16 protein-coding genes are annotated in these 20251 nt (G+C 34.5%); 6 read left to right on the top strand and 10 right to left on the bottom strand.

From position 1 onward, the window contains the following. Positions 1-18: 18 nt before the first annotated feature. The 5 genes from HM982_RS01955 to mraZ all read right to left on the bottom strand — a co-directional run bounded on the left by HM982_RS01955 (position 19) and on the right by mraZ (position 5287). Entirely contained in the window at positions 19-1482 is a 1464-nt protein-coding gene (locus HM982_RS01955; RefSeq protein ID WP_179351437.1) for a UDP-N-acetylmuramoyl-L-alanyl-D-glutamate--2,6-diaminopimelate ligase, read from the bottom strand. Then, the gene (locus HM982_RS01950) at positions 1479-3437 is read right to left on the bottom strand and encodes a penicillin-binding protein (RefSeq protein ID WP_179352357.1); all 1959 of its coding nucleotides are present in this window, start codon (positions 3435-3437) and stop codon (positions 1479-1481) included. The genes HM982_RS01955 and HM982_RS01950 overlap by 4 nt, the downstream gene beginning before the upstream one ends. 57 nt (positions 3438-3494) lie before the next feature. Beyond that, positions 3495-3821, bottom strand: a complete 327-nt coding sequence (locus tag HM982_RS01945; protein ID WP_179351436.1) for an FtsL-like putative cell division protein — start codon at positions 3819-3821, stop codon at positions 3495-3497. A 112-nt stretch (positions 3822-3933) separates the two neighbouring features. Then, complete coding sequence (rsmH, locus tag HM982_RS01940) at positions 3934-4830, bottom strand: 16S rRNA (cytosine(1402)-N(4))-methyltransferase RsmH (RefSeq protein WP_179351435.1); 897 nt, start codon at positions 4828-4830, stop codon at positions 3934-3936. Then, positions 4817-5287: a division/cell wall cluster transcriptional repressor MraZ gene (gene mraZ / locus HM982_RS01935; protein ID WP_179351434.1), complete on the bottom strand. Its 471-nt coding sequence runs from the start codon at positions 5285-5287 to the stop codon at positions 4817-4819. The genes rsmH and mraZ overlap by 14 nt, the downstream gene beginning before the upstream one ends. A gap of 286 nt (positions 5288-5573) precedes the next feature. Here mraZ and HM982_RS01930 point away from each other — a divergent pair, with 286 nt between their 5' ends. Together HM982_RS01930 and yihA are read left to right on the top strand one after the other, a co-directional pair. Then, entirely contained in the window at positions 5574-6338 is a 765-nt protein-coding gene (locus HM982_RS01930) for an alpha/beta fold hydrolase (RefSeq protein WP_179351433.1), read from the top strand. Between the two features lie 111 nt (positions 6339-6449). Continuing rightward, complete coding sequence (gene yihA / locus HM982_RS01925) at positions 6450-7064, top strand: ribosome biogenesis GTP-binding protein YihA/YsxC (RefSeq protein WP_179351432.1); 615 nt, start codon at positions 6450-6452, stop codon at positions 7062-7064. Here the strand turns inward: yihA and HM982_RS01920 are convergent. After that, positions 7061-8155, bottom strand: a complete 1095-nt coding sequence (locus HM982_RS01920) for an ABC transporter permease (protein WP_179351431.1) — start codon at positions 8153-8155, stop codon at positions 7061-7063. The genes yihA and HM982_RS01920 overlap by 4 nt on opposite strands. 113 nt (positions 8156-8268) lie before the next feature. Beyond that, the gene (locus HM982_RS01915; protein WP_179351430.1) at positions 8269-10401 is read right to left on the bottom strand and encodes a carboxy terminal-processing peptidase; all 2133 of its coding nucleotides are present in this window, start codon (positions 10399-10401) and stop codon (positions 8269-8271) included. A gap of 432 nt (positions 10402-10833) precedes the next feature. On the opposite strand from HM982_RS01915, the gene surE reads away from it, so the two are divergent. The 4 genes from surE (at position 10834) to HM982_RS01895 (ending at position 15547) form a co-directional block, all read left to right on the top strand. Then, entirely contained in the window at positions 10834-11607 is a 774-nt protein-coding gene (gene surE, locus HM982_RS01910; protein ID WP_179351429.1) for a 5'/3'-nucleotidase SurE, read from the top strand. Between the two features lie 38 nt (positions 11608-11645). Beyond that, a complete protein-coding gene (gene lpxB / locus HM982_RS01905; protein WP_179351428.1) occupies positions 11646-12782 on the top strand; it encodes a lipid-A-disaccharide synthase in 1137 nt (378 codons plus the stop codon). A 42-nt stretch (positions 12783-12824) separates the two neighbouring features. Further along, positions 12825-13334: a C40 family peptidase gene (locus HM982_RS01900; protein ID WP_179351427.1), complete on the top strand. Its 510-nt coding sequence runs from the start codon at positions 12825-12827 to the stop codon at positions 13332-13334. Between the two features lie 185 nt (positions 13335-13519). After that, positions 13520-15547, top strand: a complete 2028-nt coding sequence (locus tag HM982_RS01895) for a ComEC/Rec2 family competence protein (RefSeq protein ID WP_179351426.1) — start codon at positions 13520-13522, stop codon at positions 15545-15547. An 11-nt stretch (positions 15548-15558) separates the two neighbouring features. Here the strand turns inward: HM982_RS01895 and HM982_RS01890 are convergent, their stop codons facing one another. The 3 genes from HM982_RS01890 to HM982_RS01880 form a co-directional block, all read right to left on the bottom strand. After that, a complete protein-coding gene (locus HM982_RS01890; RefSeq protein ID WP_179351425.1) occupies positions 15559-16107 on the bottom strand; it encodes a thioredoxin family protein in 549 nt (182 codons plus the stop codon). An 84-nt stretch (positions 16108-16191) separates the two neighbouring features. Beyond that, positions 16192-18273: a peptide MFS transporter gene (locus tag HM982_RS01885; RefSeq protein ID WP_179351424.1), complete on the bottom strand. Its 2082-nt coding sequence runs from the start codon at positions 18271-18273 to the stop codon at positions 16192-16194. A 69-nt stretch (positions 18274-18342) separates the two neighbouring features. Beyond that, positions 18343-20172, bottom strand: coding sequence for a peptide MFS transporter (locus HM982_RS01880; RefSeq protein ID WP_179351423.1), 1830 nt, complete (start codon positions 20170-20172; stop codon positions 18343-18345). Between the last annotated feature and the right edge of the window lie 79 nt (positions 20173-20251).

Genomic DNA, 20251 nt, shown 5'->3' with positions numbered 1-20251 from the left:
CACACAGGAAAATTTTATTTATTTCTGCAATTGTTTTAAATAGTCTTGAACGATTTTATAATCATCAAAATCAAAGCGTTCCCCTTTAATTTCTTGGTATGTTTCATGACCTTTTCCTGCTATCAGAATAATATCATTTGGCCCTGCCATTTGACAGGCCGTTTTTATGGCTTGTTTCCTATCTGTAATGGATAACGTTTTTTTGAAATTTTGAGGTTCAACCCCTTTTTCCATCTCTTCAATAATTGTTTCAGGCACTTCGTTTCTAGGATTATCACTTGTTATAATCACCTTTGTACTCAATGCCGAAGCAATATGTGCCATTTTTGGCCGCTTCGTTTTATCTCTATTACCGCCACAACCAACAACGGTTATCAGCGCTTCATTTTTGGTTCTAATATCATTGATGGTTTCTAATACATTTTTCAAAGCATCTGGGGTGTGTGCGTAATCTACAATCGCTGTAATTTTTCCTTCTGAAATAAAATGCTGAAAGCGTCCCGCTACAGTTTCAAGCTCACTTATTAACCTTAAAACTTCAACTTTATCTAAACCTAATAGTTTCGCCGTTCCGTAGATTGCCAAAATATTGTAAGCATTAAAGCTCCCTATCAAACGCGTCCATAATTCATTGTCATTTAACTTCAACAACAAACCATTTAATTCATTTTCTAGAATTTGCGCTCTATAATCCGCATAGTTTTTTAACGCGTAGGTATATTTCTTAGCCGCAGTATTCTGAAACATCACCAAACCATTTTTATCATCTATATTAGACAGTGCAAAGGCATCTTTTGGCAATTGGTCAAAAAACGTTTTCTTAACATCTCTATATTCTGCAAACGTTTTATGATAATCTAAATGGTCGTGTGAGAGGTTTGTAAAAATACCACCCGCAAACTTTAGACCTTCCGTCCTACTTTGATGAATACCATGCGAACTCACTTCCATAAAGCAAAACTCTACACCTTCATCACTCATCATTTGCAAATACTTATTGATAGTCAACGAATCTGGCGTAGTATGCATGGTCTTATACATCGTATTATCTACCATAATATTTACAGTAGAAATCAGTCCAACTTTAAAACCTGCCTTCTTAAACAATTGATACAGCAAACTGGTTACGGTTGTTTTCCCGTTGGTTCCCGTAACACCAACCAACTTTAAGTTTTCTGAAGGCTGTCCGTAAAAATTATTAGCCATAAAAGCCAAAGCCTGATTAGAATTTGCCACCTTAACATAAGTAACACCATCCTCTAAAGATTCTGGAAGCACCTCACAAATAATAGCAGTTGCTCCATCCTTAATTGCTTTTTCAATATATTGATGACCATCTGTAATTGTTCCCGCAATAGCTACAAATACATCATTGGTTTGAATTTGACGCGAATCAAACTCAATTTTCCCAACCGTTATACTTGTACTTCCAACTACAGCATTAATGGTAACCTTATATAATATGTCTTTTAATACCATCATGAGGCTTCTAAAATTATCGTTTGATTTGTTTGTAATTTTTGATGCTTCGCTATCGATTGTTTTTTTACAACACCACTACCTGTCAATCTTACTTTTATATCGATTTGTAAGTTCTCTAACAAGGCAATGGCATCCATTGCAGGCATTCCCACAACACTTGGCATTAAGGTTTTATATTTTTGAGCATTAACGAAATAACTTTCAAAATCTTCATTTACTAATTTGGTATTGAAATCTAATTCCTCAATCTCATCAATAATTGGTGTATCCGTATAAATTTTTTGAGCAATGCGCTTAAACACTGGCCCAGTAACATCAGCACCATAATAACCTACTTTTGTACTTGGTTTATGAATCACCACAATACACGAATATTTTGGATTATCCGCAGGGAAATACCCTGCGAATGAAGACACATATTTTCTATCTTTTCTCCATTCTTCAGCATTAGCATAATCCGTTCTAGCGGTTCCTGTTTTCCCAGCCATAGAAAATGTTTCGGAATACATACGCTGACCTGTACCACGAATAACCACATTCTTTAGGATATCTTGAATCTCATTTAAAGTTTGATTAGAACAAATTTTTTCTACCAACACCTCTTTCTCAAAAACCTCAATATCTTTATCAAACGACTTTACCGATTTTAAAAAACGAGGCTTTATCAATTCACCATCATTAGCAATCGCATTATAAAATGCCAAGGTTTGCAAGGGCGTCATTCTAAGGTTATAGCCGTAAGCCATAGATGGCAACGCATTTCTACTCCAGTTAACTGCTCCTGGTTTTGGGATATCTGGTTTTCCTTCTCCAATTATAGCAACACCTAAAGTTTTATTGAGCCCCCAGGCCTGTAATCGAGTTAAAAATTTCTCTGGTTGTTTTGAATAATGTTCATCAATAATTGTCGCTAAACCAATATTAGAAGACACCTCCAAAGCTCTTGCTGCTGATATCTCACCAAACCCATTACCTGAATCTGTGATATCACGACCGTAAAAACGTTTACGTCCTTTTTTAGTATCAACCACAGTTGATGTATCTATTACTTTATCTTCTAAAGCTGCCATTAACGCCATGACCTTGAACGTAGAACCTGGCTCATGACTTTCGCCGACAGCATAATTTAAACGCTCATAATAATGGCCTTTTTTATTTCTCCCTAGGTTTGAAATCGCTTTGATTTCCCCTGTTTTCACATCCATCACTACAACACAGCCATGATCCGCTTGGTAAATCTCTAACTGTTTCAACAAAGAATGATGTGCTATATCTTGTATGTTAACATCGATTGTAGTGTACACATCATAACCGTCTTTAGGCTCTACTTGGTCAAAATCCGTAATTGGTTTCCACTGCCCATTACCTATGCGTTGTTTACGACGTTTACCGTTGGTTCCTTGCAAATATTTTACACCGAAAGCACCATCAATTCCTGGTCTTGTAAAATTACCATCTTCATCTTGCCTTTCGTAACCGATGGTACGCTCAGCAATTCCACCCATTGGATGTTCGCGCCTCGTAGTTTGCTCTACAATTAAACCGCCTTTAATAGCACCAAGATTAAGCAAAGGAAAATTTCGCATTCTGATATAATCGGAATAGCTAATATTTCGAGCAAGCAAAAAGTATCTGTTTTTATTTTTTCTCGCTCTGCGAATTACATTCTTATAGTAAGATGCTGGCTTTCCTTTATAAACATGAAGCGAATCCGCTAAGTCATTGATGTACTTTTCGAATGTAGCATCTTTGGCCTGAATCGCATCGATTCTGATATCGTATTTAGGAATAGACGTCGCCAATAAACTACCATCAGCAGAATATACATTTCCACGATTCGCAGGAATATCAAAATCCTTCACCGTACGCTTATCTGCAAGCGCCCTGTATTTATCACCTTGAACAAACTGAATGCTCACCAACTTGAACACCACAGCCAAGGCAAACACAAACATGCAGCCTGCGACGAAGTACAATCTGTTTAATATGTTTTTTTCTGTTATTGCCAAAGTCTATTGTTCTTGCCGTTGCGATTTTACTATTATTTTTGTTGGTGGGTTTAAGGAAATCCCAATACCTTTCTCTTTCATTTCTGCCTCTACAAAAGACTCTTTTTTGAGCTGCATTAGCTGACCCCGTTTATCTACAAAAGCTGACCGCAACTCTTTTACTTCATTGGTCAACTTTGCAATTTCATAAACCTTTTGGTCCGCACTGTGCGAACTCGCAATCATTATAATGGCCAAAAATGAAATGAGAATGATGAAACGCCAATTTTTAAACGAATCATCACTAATCAAAAACTTACCCCTTAATATGCTGTATATGTTTTTTTTCATGTTTCTTCCCGCTAAAGCAGGAACCTCTTTTTATTTTGGCACGACAACAGAATTGATTTTCTATGTTCCCGCTTTACTATATCTTAATTAAAACTCTTGAGGTTTTTAAAACCTAAGCTTTTGTTGCGACCCGAAGTTTCGCACTCCGCGCTCTATTATTTACTTTTATCTCTTCTTTTGAAGGAATTATCAAACCACCCACTTTTTTCAAAGGCACTTCAAAATTCCCAAACACATCTCTAACAGGCTCCCCCTCAAACAAGCCATTTCTAATAAATCGTTTTACCAATCTATCTTCTAAAGAATGATAGGATATAAAACTTAAGCGCCCATCCTCTTTTAAAATTTCGGGCATTTGAAGCAGTAACTCTTTTAATACTTCAATTTCTTGATTAACTTCAATTCGTATTGCTTGATATATTTGCGCTAAAACTTTATTCTCTTTCTGATGATTTAAAAATTGTTTTAAGACCGTTTTTAATTGTTCGCTTGTTTTAATCTCCCCATCTTTACGTGCGCTAACAATTACTCTTGCCATGGCTGGCGCTTGACGCAACTCACCATATTGAAACAGAACCGCTCGCAACTGCTCTTCGGTATATTCATTAACCACTTCAAAGGCAGATAACTTACTCTCTTGATTCATTCGCATATCTAAATCTGCTTCAAAACGCGTTGAAAAACCACGCTCAGCAACATCAAATTGATGCGAAGACACGCCAAAATCAGCCAAAACACCATCAACTTCTTTTACGCCATAAAATCTCAGGAAGCGTTTTACGAATCTGAAATTCTCATTAATTAGCACAAATCGCTCATCTTCGATAGCGTTCTCTAACGCATCTTTATCTTGATCAAAAGCATATAGTTTTCCATTAGGCCCCAATCTTGATAAAATCTCACGACTATGACCACCACCACCAAAAGTGACATCTACATAGACACCATCTGGCTTAATCGCTAAACCATCTACGGTTTCCTTTAGTAATACTGCATTATGATATTCCATTGTCGTCATCGTCTTGCCCCATGACTTCCTCGGCCAAATCTGCAAAATCTGAAGCCGCATCATCAATGGCTTGTTCGTATTTATCTTTATCCCAGATTTCAAGAATATTTACTGCAGAGGCTAAAACCACTTGTTTAGAAATACCAGAAAAACTGATTAAATCTTTCGGAATTAGTAAACGACCAGCGCTATCTACTTCCACAATCTTAACTCCAGCTGTAAAACGTCTTATAAAATCATTATTCTTTTTCTTAAAGCGGTTCAACTTATTAACCTTCTCCATCATTTTATTCCATTCAGACATTGGATACAATTCTAAACAGGGCTGAAACACTGCTCTTTTCAGCACAAAGCCATCTTGCAAAGCCGACGACAGCTGCTTTTTAAGCACAGCAGGTATCATTAGCCTTCCTTTGGCGTCTGCTTTACATTCGTATGTTCCTATAAATGAATTCAAAAGGTTTCGTTGACTACTTTAACGATTAAGATTCAAAGATATTGAAAAATTCACCACTTTTTACCACAACTTACCACATTTGTTGATAAGTTTTCATTTAAATCCCTATCAAACTATTTCAAAGTCAATGAATTCATGCGCTAACATATCATTATAAAAGTGGGAAATATTAAGCACTTAAAACTCAGTACCCATGTGATAAAATAACTCGATATTTTCCCCATATTATTTATATTCTAAAGGATTTAGTTATATTTGTTTCTAATACATAAGCACTATCTTGTAAATGACACACCTTTTAAAAAAAGAAAAGGATTTTAGGTATATTGAAGTAGGCGAAGGCACACCAATTATAGTGTTGCACGGCTTAATGGGAGGGCTCAGTAACTTTGACGGCGTGACTAAACATTTTAGTTCTATAGGCTACAAGGTGATCATACCTGAACTACCTATTTACACCATGGCCTTATTAAAAACTAATGTAAAAAGCTTCGCTAATTACCTTAAGGATTTTATTGAATTTAAGGGCTTAGAGGATGTTATATTATTAGGAAATTCTCTTGGTGGACATATTGGTTTATATCACACCAAGTTATATCCAGAAAAAATAAAAGCACTTATTATCACAGGAAGCTCAGGACTTTATGAAAGTGCCATGGGAGGTGGCTACACAAAACGTAGTGATTACGAAGTGATGAAAAAGAAAGCTCAAGAAGTATTTTATGATCCTGCAGTAGCAACCAAAGAGATTGTTGATGAAGTTTATGAAACCGTAAACAACCGTAACAAACTTATAAAAACCCTAGCGATTGCTAAAAGTGCAATTAGGCACAATATGGCAAAGGATTTACCTAATATGACCACACCTATCTGTATCATTTGGGGTAAAAATGATAACGTTACACCTCCTGAAGTTGCTGAAGAGTTTCACGAATTATTACCTGATTCTGAATTATTCTGGATAGACAAATGCGGACATGCAGCTATGATGGAGCACCCTGAAGAGTTCAATGAAGTATTGAGTGCTTGGCTAAAGAAACGTGGGTTTTAAAAAAACAAGACGCTCTAAGTTATAAGCGGTAAAATTACTCGCAAAGACGTAAAGGTAAATTACCAAAAAAGTTTAATTAAAATAAGATTCTCGTTTTCACGAGAACTAAAGATGAAAATAAAATCAGCTGAATTTGTAGTTAGTAATTCTGAAGTGGCAAAATGCCCTAAAGACAACTTACCCGAATATGCTTTTATTGGGCGTAGTAATGTAGGAAAGTCGTCATTGATTAATATGCTAACTGACAGAAAGAGTTTAGCAAAAACTTCTGGGCGACCAGGAAAAACACAATTAATCAATCACTTTATTATTAACAACAGTTGGTATTTGGTGGATTTGCCAGGTTACGGCTACGCTCGTGTTTCAAAATCATCTAAAAAGAAATTCCAACAATTTATCACCAACTATTTTGAACAGCGCCAACAATTACTTTCGGCATTTGTTCTTGTAGATATCAGACACAAACCACAGCCTATCGATTTGGAGTTTATGCAATATTTGGGCGAAAGTAGTATTCCGTTTGCCATTATTTTTACCAAAGCCGATAAATTGAAACCAAAGGCTATAGAACGCCACGTTGAAGCATATAGTGAAGTTCTACTTAAAACATGGGAAGAATTACCCCCTTATTTTGTAACGTCATCATCTAAAAGTATAGGACAAGAAGACGTTTTAGGATTTATTGGCGCTACCAATGATGAGATCGAAGAACTTAAATCTAATTAAGTCTTTACGTCTAAAGCATCACGCAACGCATTTCCTACTAACATAAAAGCCATTACTAATAACATAATACAAACTCCTGGTATTAAAGCCAAATAGGGTTTACCCAAAATTATATAATTATAATGGTCCTTTATCATCGCCCCCCAACTTGCCATTGGTGGCTGCGCTCCAATACCTAAAAAACTCAATCCACTTTCTATTAAAATAGCGGCTGCAAAGTTAGCTGCCGAAATCACAATTAAAGGCCCGAATACGTTAGGTAAAATGTGTTTTGTTATAATCCTATAGTCATCATACCCTAAAGCTCTTGCTGCCGTTACGTACTGCATTTCCTTGGCACTAATAATTTGTCCTCGCACTACTCTTGCCACCTCTACCCACATGGTTAAACCAACGGCAATAAATACTTGCCAAAAGCCTTTTCCTAGCGCTAATGTAATGGCAATGACCAGTAATAACGTCGGTATAGACCAGGTAATATTTATAATCCACATGATAAAGGCATCTACTTTCCCACCATAGTATCCCGCTAAACTGCCCATTAGAAGCCCTACAATTAGCGAAATAAAAACAGCTACAAATCCTATAAAAAAGGAAATTCGGGAACCACTTAAAATCCGACTTAGATAATCTCTTCCATATTTATCAGTTCCAAAAACAAAGCGTCTATTTTCTATATAGTTTTTGTAGTTTGAATTCTCGAATCTTGAAATATCAATTTGCTTTTCTTGCCCTTGTAGTCCATCAGAAGCATATTCCGTATAATAAAGTAGACCATTTTTTACCTTATAAGATTCAATAGGAATTTCTGTATCTGAATTATTATGCCCGAAGAATATTTTTGAAAAAAGATTTTGTTCTAATAGAATACCTGAAGGAATCGTTAATATTTGTACTTCAAAACCAGGGGATTTAGAATGTATAGACAAATGCATCTGGTTGGCGTTTTTAGAAGCATCTGGCGCAAACACGTATGCAAATATTGAAACCAAGCCAATACAAGTAATAATACTCAAACTAAAAACGCCCCAAAAGTTCTTTTTAAACTTTTGAAGCGCTAATTTTGATAATGAACTATTTTTATTAGACATTCATTTATAATAATTTACAAATCGTTATCACAGGATTTCTATTATCCTTATACTTTCTTTTAGTTTCAGAAAAAAACTGTACTAATTAAAGTATAACCATTTGTTTTCGGTAATTAATTCTTCACAGAATCCGCTACACCTTGAACAATCTGTGCTTTATTTAAATCATGAAGCACATTTATAGCTTCTTCAACATAAACATCTTTTGATAAAGCTGTATGCCAACGATCTCGCTTTTCTAATAAAATAGAATCTTTTTCCATTAACTTCACTTCGTAAGGTAAAGACGTAAAAGTCAGATTAGATTGATATTCTGAAAGCTTAGAAAAACGTTTCGCTTCCTCTTCATTAATTTGCATATCTTTTTTATAGGTATCGTAATTTAATGAATAACTCTCACGGTCTCTTATTTCTTTTACCCAACGTGCATTAGCATCAATAAGTTTTAATTGCTCATTAGCTGCCATACGCGCTTTACTCTTGCTTATCGTTGTATCGTAATCAAAATAACTATCCCAAACGTTATAATCAGCAGCATCAATTTTATCCCACGGTAATGGATTTTCTTGATCTTTCTCTCCGATATCAATATAACTGTAACGGTCTGGAACCACCACATCACTCTTAACACCTTCTAACTGAGTTGAACCGCCATTAATTCTATAAAACTTCTGAGTGGTAAACTTTAAAGCGCCCAAATCTCCTTGAGTATTGTTTTTCACCATTCGGTTTAAGTCCATCACGGTTTGAACCGTTCCTTTACCGTAAGTCTGCTTACTTCCTATCACAATGCCTCGTTTATAATCTTGCATTGCAGCAGCTAAGATTTCTGAAGCTGAAGCCGATAATTCATTAACTAGAATCACCAGGGGTCCATCCCAAACAATAGATTTATCTTTGTCTTTAAGTACTTCTTTAGCTTCTCCTGTAGTTTTTACTTGTACAACAGGCCCCTCTTCAATAAATAAACCTGCAATATCAACAACAGTCTGTAGCGAACCACCACCATTATTTCTTAAATCCATTACAAGTCCATCAACACCTTCTTCTTTTAATCTTAGAATTTCCTTTTTTATATCAGATGCTGCGTTTCGTTCATTGTAATCATCAAAACTGATATAAAACTTTGGCAAATTAATAATTCCAAAAGTCTCACCATCCTTTTCAACGACTGAAGATTTTGCATAAGTTTCTTCCATTTCTACAACATCTCTAGTTATAGAAATATCTTGAATAGTTCCATCTACTTTTTTTAAGGTTAAAACAACCACCGTTCCTTTAGGCCCTTTTATAAATTTAATGGCATCATCTAAACGCATACCAACCACATTAACAGCTTCCTTTTCATCTTCCTGTCTTACTTTAAGAATTTGATCACCAACTTCTAACTCGTCAGCTCTCCATGCCGGACCTCCACTTATAATTTCATTGACCATAATTCCGTCAACCTTCTTTTGTAAACGTGCGCCAATACCTTCAAATTTACCAGAAATATCACGATCAAAACGTTCTTTATCATCTGGTGCAAAATAAAAAGTGTGTGGATCAAACTCTTCTACAATGGCGTTAATGTAAACTGAAAACCAATCGTTACGGACTCTATCATCAATATAATCATAAAGCTCATCTAAAGATTTTTTTGTAGTCAATCTTGCTTCTGCTTCTAAGTCTTCAATTGATTTTTCTTCTTTTGGCTCGTCTGATTCCTCATCTAAATCTTGACTTGCAATAGCGTCATCGTAATTAGCAATGGTAGAAAACTTAAGTTGTTGTCTCCAACGCTCTTTCATCTCACGCTTATTATTTACATAAGTAAGCTTTTTGTAATCTGCATTATAGGCTTCTTCTTTAGAGAAATCGAATGGCTCTTCTAAAATTTCAGCATAAATTTCTTTAGACTCAGCAATACGTTTTAGCAAACGCTGATGCGTAAGATTAAAAAATGATACATCATAAGCTTTTATTTGGTCATCTATTTTATCTTGATAAGCTTCAAACTCCTTAATATCTGAAGCATACAAATACCTTTTAAAAGGATCTATATTATTCAAATAATCTTCAAATACATTTGCTGAAAATTCATCATTGATATCTTTAGGCTCAAAATGGCCCTGATCCAAAAGGTAAGTTATCAGTTGAATTAGTAACTTATCTTTATCTGGATCTTCAAATTTTTTACTGGTAAAACTACATGAGGCAAATGCAATCATTAACGCCAGTAGTAAGAACTTATAATTCCCTTTCATTTTTTCTTTTTTAATTTTAATTGTAAAATGTGTTCGCCAATCAGATTAAATCTTTAATTCAACTCTAATACAAAATGGCTCGGTTCATTTTTTCTTTTTTCTTTTTTCTTTTATTAATTTGGTAAAAACAAACTCACCAACCTTTTAATATATGCAATTCAAAACAGCATTAAGGCTCATATCCTAATTTTCCTTGAATTGCAATCATAAGTAGGCTATCAATTTTTTACTAAAATAGAAGAAAAAACCATGCCATAAAAAATAGAGGCACTAATTTTTTGTTAAAGACATTATTATATCTTTCCAATAAATAACGAATAACAAAATAAAATTCAACTTTTTAGATCACAGTAATTCTAAACAAGAATTATAAAGACACCCAAAACCCTAGCTTTTTTACTATTTTTACATTTCATTAAATCCTTGTACAGAATGTCTGAACGCCCCTTAATTTTAGTTACCAACGATGATGGTATTACCGCTCCTGGTCTTAGAGCCTTAATTTCGGTTATGAACAACATAGGAGATGTTGTAGTGGTTGCACCAGACAGTCCACAAAGTGCTATGGGACACGCCATCACCATCAATTCTACTTTGTATTTAGAAAAAATAATTATTGATGGTAAACAACCTGAATATAGTTGTTCTGGTACGCCTGTAGATTGTGTAAAACTCGCTGTTAATGAAATTTTAGGAAAACGACCAGATATCTGTGTCTCTGGTATTAACCATGGCTCTAATTCCTCTATTAATGTCATTTATTCTGGGACTATGAGTGCTGCTCTTGAAGCTGGTATAGAAAGTATTCCGGCTATTGGATTTTCCTTATTAGACTATAATTGGAATGCTAATTTTGAACACTGTAAAACCTATGTTGAAACAATTACAAGACAAGTATTAGAAAACGGTTTACCAGAAGGTGTTGTGCTAAACGTTAATCTTCCTAATCTTGAAAAAGGTGCTATTAAAGGCATTAAGGTTTGCCGACAAGCACGTGCAAATTGGAAAGAAAAATTTGATAAACGTACCAATCCATCTGGACGCGATTATTATTGGCTATCAGGTAAATTTGTAAACATGGATAAGGGTGAAGATACAGACGAGTGGGCTTTAGAGCACGGTTATGTTTCTGTTGTCCCTGTACATTTTGACTTAACAGCTCATCATACGATTCAGAAATTGAATTCTTGGAAATTGAATGATTAATAACATCATATAGGTTAACAAAAACACTTTAACATCACATGAAATACTACATCATTGCAGGCGAAGCTTCTGGCGATTTGCATGGTTCTAATCTTATGAAAGCCTTGTTTAAACAAGATGAACAAGCGGATATAAGGTTTTGGGGTGGCGACCTTATGCAGCAAGTTGGTGGTACATTGGTTTTGCATTATAAGGAACGTCAATTTATGGGGTTTGCTGAAGTTATCCTCAACCTCCGAAAAGTATTAGGTCAGATAAAATTTTGTAAATCTGATATTGAAGCATTTCAACCTGATGTGATTATTTTTATTGACAATTCTGGTTTTAATCTAAGAGTAGCCAAATGGGCAAAGGCACTAAATTATAGAACACATTATTATATTTCACCACAAGTTTGGGCTTCAAGAGCCAGTAGAGTAGAAAAAATAAAACGCGATATTGATGCCATGTATTGCATTCTTCCTTTTGAAAAAGCCTTCTATAAAAAGTACGATTATGATGTAAATTTTGTTGGTCATCCGCTAATTGATGCTATCGCTGATAGAGAACTTGTAAATGAAAGCGATTTTAGAGAAACACACCAACTTAGCGACCTACCCATTATTGCTTTGTTACCTGGAAGCCGAAAACAAGAAATCACAAAAATGCTTGGCGTAATGTTGAGTTTAGTTGATGATTTTAACGATTATGAATTTGTTATCGCTGGTGCGCCTAGTCAAGATTATGAGTTTTACAAACGCTTTATAAAAAAGAAAAATATTAAATTTATTTCAAACAAAACTTACGATTTATTAAGTATTTCAACAGCTGCCTTAGTGACTTCTGGCACTGCGACCTTAGAAACCGCTTTGTTTAAAGTACCACAAGTAGTTTGTTATAAAGCTAATGCCATTTCTTATCAAATTGCAAAACGTATTATAACTTTGAAATATATTTCATTGGTCAATTTAATTATGGACCGTGAAGTAGTAACCGAATTAATACAAGGTGATTTAAATAAAAAACGACTAAGAAAGGAATTAACAGCTATTTTAGATACTAAAAAACGGAAACAATTGTTTTTAGAGTATTATGAATTAGAGAAAATTTTAGGCGGACGAGGTGCTAGTGAAAATGCTGCTAAGCTAATTGTCTCAAAAATTTCAAATGAAGTAAAGGATAAGGCATCAAATTAAAACCCAAAATCGAACACTAAAGACTACAAACAAAAAACTCAAATGAAACAATTTTTACCATTTATAATCCTACTTATAGTAGTAAGCAGCTGTAAATCTAAAAAAACATATACTAGCAAAAGCAACCAAACACATACTGTTAAAGTAAACACGACTGCAAAACCGACTAAAGAAGCCTCATCTATTGTAAAATATGCACAAACTTTTGATGGCACACGCTATAAATATGGTGGCACCACAAAAAAAGGTATGGATTGTTCGGGATTAATCTATACCAGTTTTAAAAAACATAATGTCAGTTTACCAAGAACCACATCCGGACTTCAGGGCACTGGTGATTGGATTGATGTAAAAGAAGTTAATGTTGGTGATTTAGTCTTTTTTGCGACGCGAAAAAACAGTCGTAAAGTCAACCATGTTGGTATTGTATCTAGTGTAAGAACGGGGAATGTAGAATTTATTCATGCTTCAACCAGCAGAGGTGTTATGACCTCTTCTTTAGCAGAAAGATATTGGTATTTTGCCTTTGTTCAGGCTAGACGTGTTCTGTAAATTATACAGTTAACCCAATAGTGCTAAAGACACAATTAATCTTTTTAAGTCGCAAAAACACGGCATAAAATCACATGATAAAATGTGTTGGTTGTTATGTTATTATTTGATGCTAAACCAAAGCTTACAAACACCATAACCAACTAACAAACAAATAGATACAATATTTTTAGTAACTTACACTAATGAAGTTACTGAATTTCACCATTATAAAATTGACTATTTGTTTGGTCATCGGCATCCTTTTATCACATTACCTAAAGGTAAATTTCCATGTCGTTTTGCATGTAACCATTGGTACTGTTAGTCTACTTGGCATATATTGGCTGGTCTTAAAATCTAAAATTAACCGGTCTCCTCTTTTTGGAATTCTTGCTTACTGTTGTATGGTTGGCATCGGAATGACAGCCTATAACATTCAACAGGAAAAACTAAGAGCATTACATTATACGCATCAAAACACCATTAATGCTAACACCATCGTCGTTCAAATTAAAGAACGTTTAAAACCTAACGCTTATAATGATAAATATATAGCAACGGTAAAATCTTTTAACGACCAAAAAGCCGTTGGTGATCTTCTGATTAATGTTAGACATGATAGTATCTCAAAAGCATTTAATATTGATGATATATTATTTACCTCAACCACTTTACACCCCATCCAGAAACCTTTAAATCCGTATCAGTTTGACTATAGTCAGTATTTAGAATTACAACAAGTGCATCATCAATTATACCTGAGTTCTAGTAACGTTTTAAAACTATCGGATTCAAAATCGACGATTTATGGTTATGCAGATGCTTTACGGTTAAAAATCAATTCAAAACTCATTGACGCGGGTTTTAAAGACGAAGCGCTCAGTATCATGAACGCTTTATTACTTGGCCAACGACAAACCATTAACAAAGCCACCTACAGCAATTATGTGAACTCAGGAACAATCCATATTTTGGCTGTTTCAGGGCTTCATGTTGGGATTATATTATGGATTCTAAATTTGATTTTTAGCCCATTACTTTACTTAAAATACGGTCATTTTATAAGACCTTTAATTTTGGTCTCAATTTTATGGAGTTTTGCTGTTATTGCAGGTTTATCGCCATCAGTAACCCGAGCCGTAACCATGTTTAGCATTATTAGCATTGCCATGCATCTTAAGCGTCGCACTAATATTTACAATACTTTAGTGATTTCTGCATTTATAATTCTATTGGTTAAACCAACTTTTTTGTTTGCTGTAGGTTTTCAAATGAGCTATATCGCCGTTTTAGGTATTGTAAGTATTCAACCTATTATTTATAAACTTTGGAAGCCCAAATATTGGCTGATTGATAAACCTTGGCAGATTTTTACTGTGACCCTAGCTGCACAAGCAGGGGTTGCTCCTATTAGCTTGTTTTATTTTCACCAGTTTCCTGGTTTGTTTTTTATTTCGAATCTTGTTGTGATTCCTTTTTTAGGTTTGATTCTTGGTTTAGGACTGCTTATTATTGCCTTAGCCTTAATTGGGTTTCTTCCTAAACCAATTGTTACTATTTATAGTTTTATCATTGATAGCTTAAATGCTTTTATCGCTTTGGTAGCACAATTTGAAAACTTTCTATTTAAAGATATTACGTTCACTTTACTACAGATGATATTTTCTTTTGTAATATTAGTTGCATTAATTCAAGTATATAAATGGCGAAGTTTTAAATGGACTGTCATTTGTCTTATTGCAATAATGGGACTTCAAGGCATTTACTTCTACAAAAAATACAAAACACAACATACTGCATTTATTATATTTAATAAAAGTCGTTATACGATGATTGGGCTTAAAGAGAATCAAAAACTGACAGTATCTCATAATATAGATACTTCTGAAATAACATCTGAATACGCCATAACTAATTACAAAATTGGAGCCTCTATTAAATCTATAACTAGTGATACTCTCCAGTCTGTTTATCATTATAATGATAAGATAATTCTGGCTATTGATAGCTTAGCAGTGTATAAAGGTATTTCGTTTCAGCCACATTATATCTTATTACGCAACTCTCCTAGATTAAATCTCAATAGAGTTATTGACAGTTTAAAACCTAAACAAATCATTGCAGATGCTAGTAATTATAAATCGTATTTAAAGCGTTGGAAAGCGACTTGTGAACATAAAAAAATCCCTTTCCATCAAACCAATGAAAAGGGAGCTTATATAATTAAATAAGTGTATACTTTTTATTTAAAAGAAGGCTCGAACGCTTCAACATACTCATTAAATTGTTCTTGAGTAGTCATTTCTTTATAGGCATCCGTTTGAAAAACTTTTAAATACAACTCTAACTGTTGTGGTTTTAAATAGCCTTGAATTGGAGAAATTACGTTTCCTTCCTCATCAAAAAACACCATAGTTGGGTAGGCTCTTACTTGTAAATATCTTGAAAACTCATGCGCACTATTTCGTCTGTTTGCTTTTGATGCATCGTAATTAGGGTTACCAAAAGTATTATCCTTGTAAGTTACTTTTTCATCACCTTCAGCATTAAACTTTACGGCATAAAAATGTTTATTAACATAAGCAGCCACATCTGCATTCTGAAACGTATTTTTATCTAACATCTTACAAGGCCCACACCAATTGGTGTAAACATCCATAAAAATCTTTTTGGGTTCTTTTTTTTGAAGCTCTAAAGCTTCATCCATAGTTACCCAATTAATTTCTTGTGCAATTGCTGTTATTGAAAAAGCAAAAACAGCGATTAGTCCTAAAGTTATTTTTTTTCTCATACTCAATTTGTTGCAAATAATAAGCCGAACTTACAAAAAATGCTACTAAAGTAGAACATTTTAGATATTTTTAACGTCTTATCCTTATTTAACACCATGCATTAATTTCTTAAGCAATGGGTTAAGTGCTGTAACTAATAATCCGGCAGCTACTGGTATAATCGTAAAAATTAAGAAGAAAACAGACAAACTATATTCGACTTGAATTTCATCTACCATTCCTCCTAGAGAGGCAGCGATTTTGTTACCAATTGCAATGGCTAAATACCACATTCCGAACATTAATGCTATCATTCTTGGTGGCACTAGTTTACTCACGTAAGAGAGGCCCACAGGAGATAAACAAAGCTCTCCAAGGGTATGAAAAAGATAAGCTAGTATTAGCCAAACCATACTCACACGTACCACACCAGCTTCAGCACCTGCAGGAATTAAACTAGAACCATATGCTAATACCGCAAATCCAAGTCCCATAACCACAAGACCTAATCCGTATTTTTGAGCCGCTGAAGGGTTGTATTTACTTTCCCACCATTTTGAAAAGAAAGAGGCAAAAGCAATAATGAAAAAGGAGTTAAGAATACTAAACCAAGATACGGTTATTTCTACTTCATTCTCTTTTACTTCAGTAATCTCACCAGTAACAATCATAGATTGTAAGCCTCTATCGGAATAATCTAATGCCAATTGTTTTTGTTTTACTTCATCTAAATAACGGTATTTACCAAGTTCGAGGTGTGCTCCTACAGCTTCACCTACTTGTAAATCTTCATTAGAAGAAATATTTAGTATCTGCATTTCAGTAGTTTCACCGGCCTTTAAAGGGCGTGCTTCTGTTATTGGCTCATAGCTAATGATGGTTTTCCCATCAACAACACTTTCTACAGCGACGGCTTCATATTGCACATTATAAGATTTTGTTGAAAAATCTTGAACAAGCATCCAAATAACTATACCCCATACCAGCGTAAAACATAAAGCTAGTACGATATTACTACCGGGTATTTTTGCAAATGATTTTTTATTTAACAAATACAATACCCATGTTATAATTAGCAATGGTACGACAGTTAACAAAGTATTTACAATATTGAAAATCAATGCTGAATTACCCGTTAAAACTCTATCTGTATAATCTCTCGCAAAAATTACCATTGATGTTGCAGCTTGCTCAAATGGAATAAAGAACAATACCGTAAAGAATGCAAATATGATAACCGCAATCATTCGATCTCTAACCACTTTTTCATAGCGTACAATACGTCCAATAACAAGAAATAGAAAAAGAGCCATACCGATTAAAGTGATTACCAAAGGACCTGATAGTGTGTCCTTAGATAAAAGAAACTCTTCTGGTAATAGATGAAGCCCCCCAATTTTAGATACAGGATCATTAATTAAGTAAAGTAAGCCAATTACAGCTGTTACAGCAATCAGAACTTTATCTAAAACAGTAAACTTATTTTCTTTATAATCTTTAACAACAGCAGCCTTTTCTTCTTTAGTTTGACGTTTTGGAGGCGCACCAATTTTCCCAAAAAGTGGCTTCGCTAATAAAAACTGTACCGTTCCAAATAACATAAACACTCCAGCTAACCCAAATCCCCAAGACCATCCAACACGTTCAGCTAAATAACCACACAGCATCATTCCAAAAAAAGCGCCTGCATTTACACCCATATAAAATATGGTATAAGCACCATCTTTCTTTTCAGGAAGATAGGTATACATCTCTGAGATTATAGAGGTTATATTCGGCTTAAAAAAACCGGTTCCAATAACTAATAAGGCTAGCCCTAGATATAATGAGAATTCAGTTTCTATGGCCATTGAGGCATGACCTAGCGTCATAATCACACAACCGATTAATACAGCCCAGCGATACCCTGTTAGTTTATCTGCTATCACACCTCCTAAAATTGGTGTTAAGTAAAGTAAACCTGCATAAGTACCAAAAAGTGCCCCTGCATTTTCAGCTGTCCACTCCCAACCAGGATTACTCCCAATAACGGCCATGGTTAAAAAGTTAATTAATAGTACGCGCATTCCATAAAAGGAAAAGCGTTCCCACATTTCAGTAAAGAAAAGCACAAACAAGCCTGCGGGATGTCCTAATACTTGACTCTTAAAAAACTCATCATGCTCTGCTCTATCTACTGTATCCATAAAAATTATATTTAATTGCAAGACGTAACCCTTGTAATTATAAATCTACAAGGGTTTGATAAATGATATTTATTCGTTTAAATCTGGATTTGCTAACTCAAACTTTTCAGCTTCTAGCATTTCATGTTCGTTATCTTCAGCACCATGAGTTAGTTTCTTCAATTTCTTCAAGAATAATAAAAGTAATAAACCAAAGGCTACTGTAAATATCGTTAACCACATAAAGGTTGAGTACTCTTGTTCACTCTGCTCTTCTTCTAAAACAAAAGATACACCGTAATCATTTCCGTCACCTTTATTTTCAAGAATCTGAGCTTTATCTTTATCTTTTTCGAAGACTAACTTTGCATGATAAGGGTCCGCTTCTGAAACATTGTTTTCTATTAATGTTGCTAATAATTCTTTTGTATTTGAATCCTCGTCTTGAGAAAGCATAAATAATGGATTCAAATTTTTACCCGTTTCAAAATCTTTAAATACAACCTCTCCATTTTCTGGATAGACTTTAGATTTTATACTAAAGTTTTTATCTTCATTAATTGGGTATTCTGTAATTTCTACAACCTTATTGTTTTCGTTTTTAATCTTAAACGTTTCTTTAGATATATAAGGCAATACATCTTGCTTATTCACCACCATTTCTCCTGTATAAGACTCTAATTGTGACGATTCACCAATAGCTCCAGCTAATTTATTTCCAAATCCTGTAGCTGCAAAGTAAACCCCCATCATAATAGACGCATATTTTAATGGCGCTAATTTTGTAATAAATGATAGTGATACTGGCGATGTACATAACTCACCAATGGTGTGAAATAAGTATGCTAAGAAAATCCAGAACATTGCTGCTTTACCAAAAGTCTCCGCACTTGCTTCTTGAGAAGCAAACATCATAAACACATACCCTAGTCCCATAATAATGGTACCAATAGCCATTTTAAATAATGACGATGATTCTTTTCCTTTTTTCTTCCACCAAATCCAGAAACTACCAATAGCTGTTCCGAAAATAATTATATAACCTGCATTTAAAGATTGAAATACAGCCGCAGGAATTTCTTCTAACCAACTCAATCCAATATAACGATCAACTTTTGCATCTGTATAAAGATTCATTAAACCACCAGCTTGCTCAAAAGCCCCCCAGAACACCACTACAATTAAGAATGAAATCAATAATACAACAACTCTATCTTTTTCAATTTTACTCAGTGGACGTTTAGATGCGATTCTTTCGGCTTCAGTTGCTTGACTTCCTCCTGTAAATTCACCAACACCTTTAAGAAATTTTTGACCCCAAATAAATACAGCCTGACCTAAAAGCATTCCAATTCCAGCTAATCCAAATCCATAATGCCAACCGTAATAATACGCCACAAGACCAACTGTAATACTGGCTATAAATGCACCAATATTAATACCGATATAGAAAATAGTAAAACCACTATCTCTTCTAATATCACCTTCTTTATATAAACCACCAACCATTGTAGAAATGTTTGGCTTAAGTCCACCAACACCTAAAACAATTAAAAGTAATCCTGTGAAAAACGCCCAACTTTGTGGAATAGCCAACACACCGTGACCAAGACAAAGCAATACACCTCCTAGCATTACTGTTTTTTTCTGTCCTAAAAATTTATCTGCAATCCAACCTCCAGGTATAGAAGCGACATATACTAACATAGTATACCATCCGTACAACCAAATAGCATCTTTACTACTCCAACCTAAACCTGGATCTATAGCTGTGGCAGATGTTGCCATATAAAGCACTAAAATTCCACGCATACCATAATAGGAAAAACGCTCCCACATTTCTGTAAAAAACAAAATAAATAATCCTACAGGATGACCTAATAGTTCCTGTTGATGCGGTTGTTTGGTTGTTGTTGACATATTCTTATTAGTTAGTTAGTTTTTAATTATGCTGTAATTGAATATCCAATACCTCTATTGAATTATTCACTTCTATATT

The organism is Winogradskyella vidalii, from assembly GCF_013403955.1.
In the GTDB taxonomy this organism is placed as follows: domain Bacteria; phylum Bacteroidota; class Bacteroidia; order Flavobacteriales; family Flavobacteriaceae; genus Winogradskyella; species Winogradskyella vidalii.
Note: the sequence above shows the minus strand (reverse complement) of the source record. Positions and strands in the feature narration are given on the sequence as shown.

Excerpts from the sequence above, each read along its gene's own strand:
- HM982_RS01915 (WP_179351430.1), bottom strand. The coding sequence starts at position 10,401 with ATGAAAGGGAATTATAAGTTCTTACTACTGGCGTTAATGATTGCATTT.
- HM982_RS01880 (WP_179351423.1), bottom strand. The coding sequence starts at position 20,172 with ATGTCAACAACAACCAAACAACCGCATCAACAGGAACTATTAGGTCAT.
- rsmH (WP_179351435.1), bottom strand. The coding sequence starts at position 4,830 with ATGGAATATCATAATGCAGTATTACTAAAGGAAACCGTAGATGGTTTA.
- lpxB (WP_179351428.1), top strand. The coding sequence starts at position 11,646 with ATGAAATACTACATCATTGCAGGCGAAGCTTCTGGCGATTTGCATGGT.
- yihA (WP_179351432.1), top strand. The coding sequence starts at position 6,450 with ATGAAAATAAAATCAGCTGAATTTGTAGTTAGTAATTCTGAAGTGGCA.
- HM982_RS01930 (WP_179351433.1), top strand. The coding sequence starts at position 5,574 with ATGACACACCTTTTAAAAAAAGAAAAGGATTTTAGGTATATTGAAGTA.
- HM982_RS01950 (WP_179352357.1), bottom strand. The coding sequence starts at position 3,437 with ATGTTTGTGTTTGCCTTGGCTGTGGTGTTCAAGTTGGTGAGCATTCAG.
- HM982_RS01955 (WP_179351437.1), bottom strand. The coding sequence starts at position 1,482 with ATGATGGTATTAAAAGACATATTATATAAGGTTACCATTAATGCTGTA.
- HM982_RS01890 (WP_179351425.1), bottom strand. The coding sequence starts at position 16,107 with ATGAGAAAAAAAATAACTTTAGGACTAATCGCTGTTTTTGCTTTTTCA.
- surE (WP_179351429.1), top strand. The coding sequence starts at position 10,834 with ATGTCTGAACGCCCCTTAATTTTAGTTACCAACGATGATGGTATTACC.
- HM982_RS01945 (WP_179351436.1), bottom strand. The coding sequence starts at position 3,821 with ATGAAAAAAAACATATACAGCATATTAAGGGGTAAGTTTTTGATTAGT.
- HM982_RS01920 (WP_179351431.1), bottom strand. The coding sequence starts at position 8,155 with ATGTCTAATAAAAATAGTTCATTATCAAAATTAGCGCTTCAAAAGTTT.
- HM982_RS01885 (WP_179351424.1), bottom strand. The coding sequence starts at position 18,273 with ATGGATACAGTAGATAGAGCAGAGCATGATGAGTTTTTTAAGAGTCAA.
- HM982_RS01900 (WP_179351427.1), top strand. The coding sequence starts at position 12,825 with ATGAAACAATTTTTACCATTTATAATCCTACTTATAGTAGTAAGCAGC.
- HM982_RS01895 (WP_179351426.1), top strand. The coding sequence starts at position 13,520 with ATGAAGTTACTGAATTTCACCATTATAAAATTGACTATTTGTTTGGTC.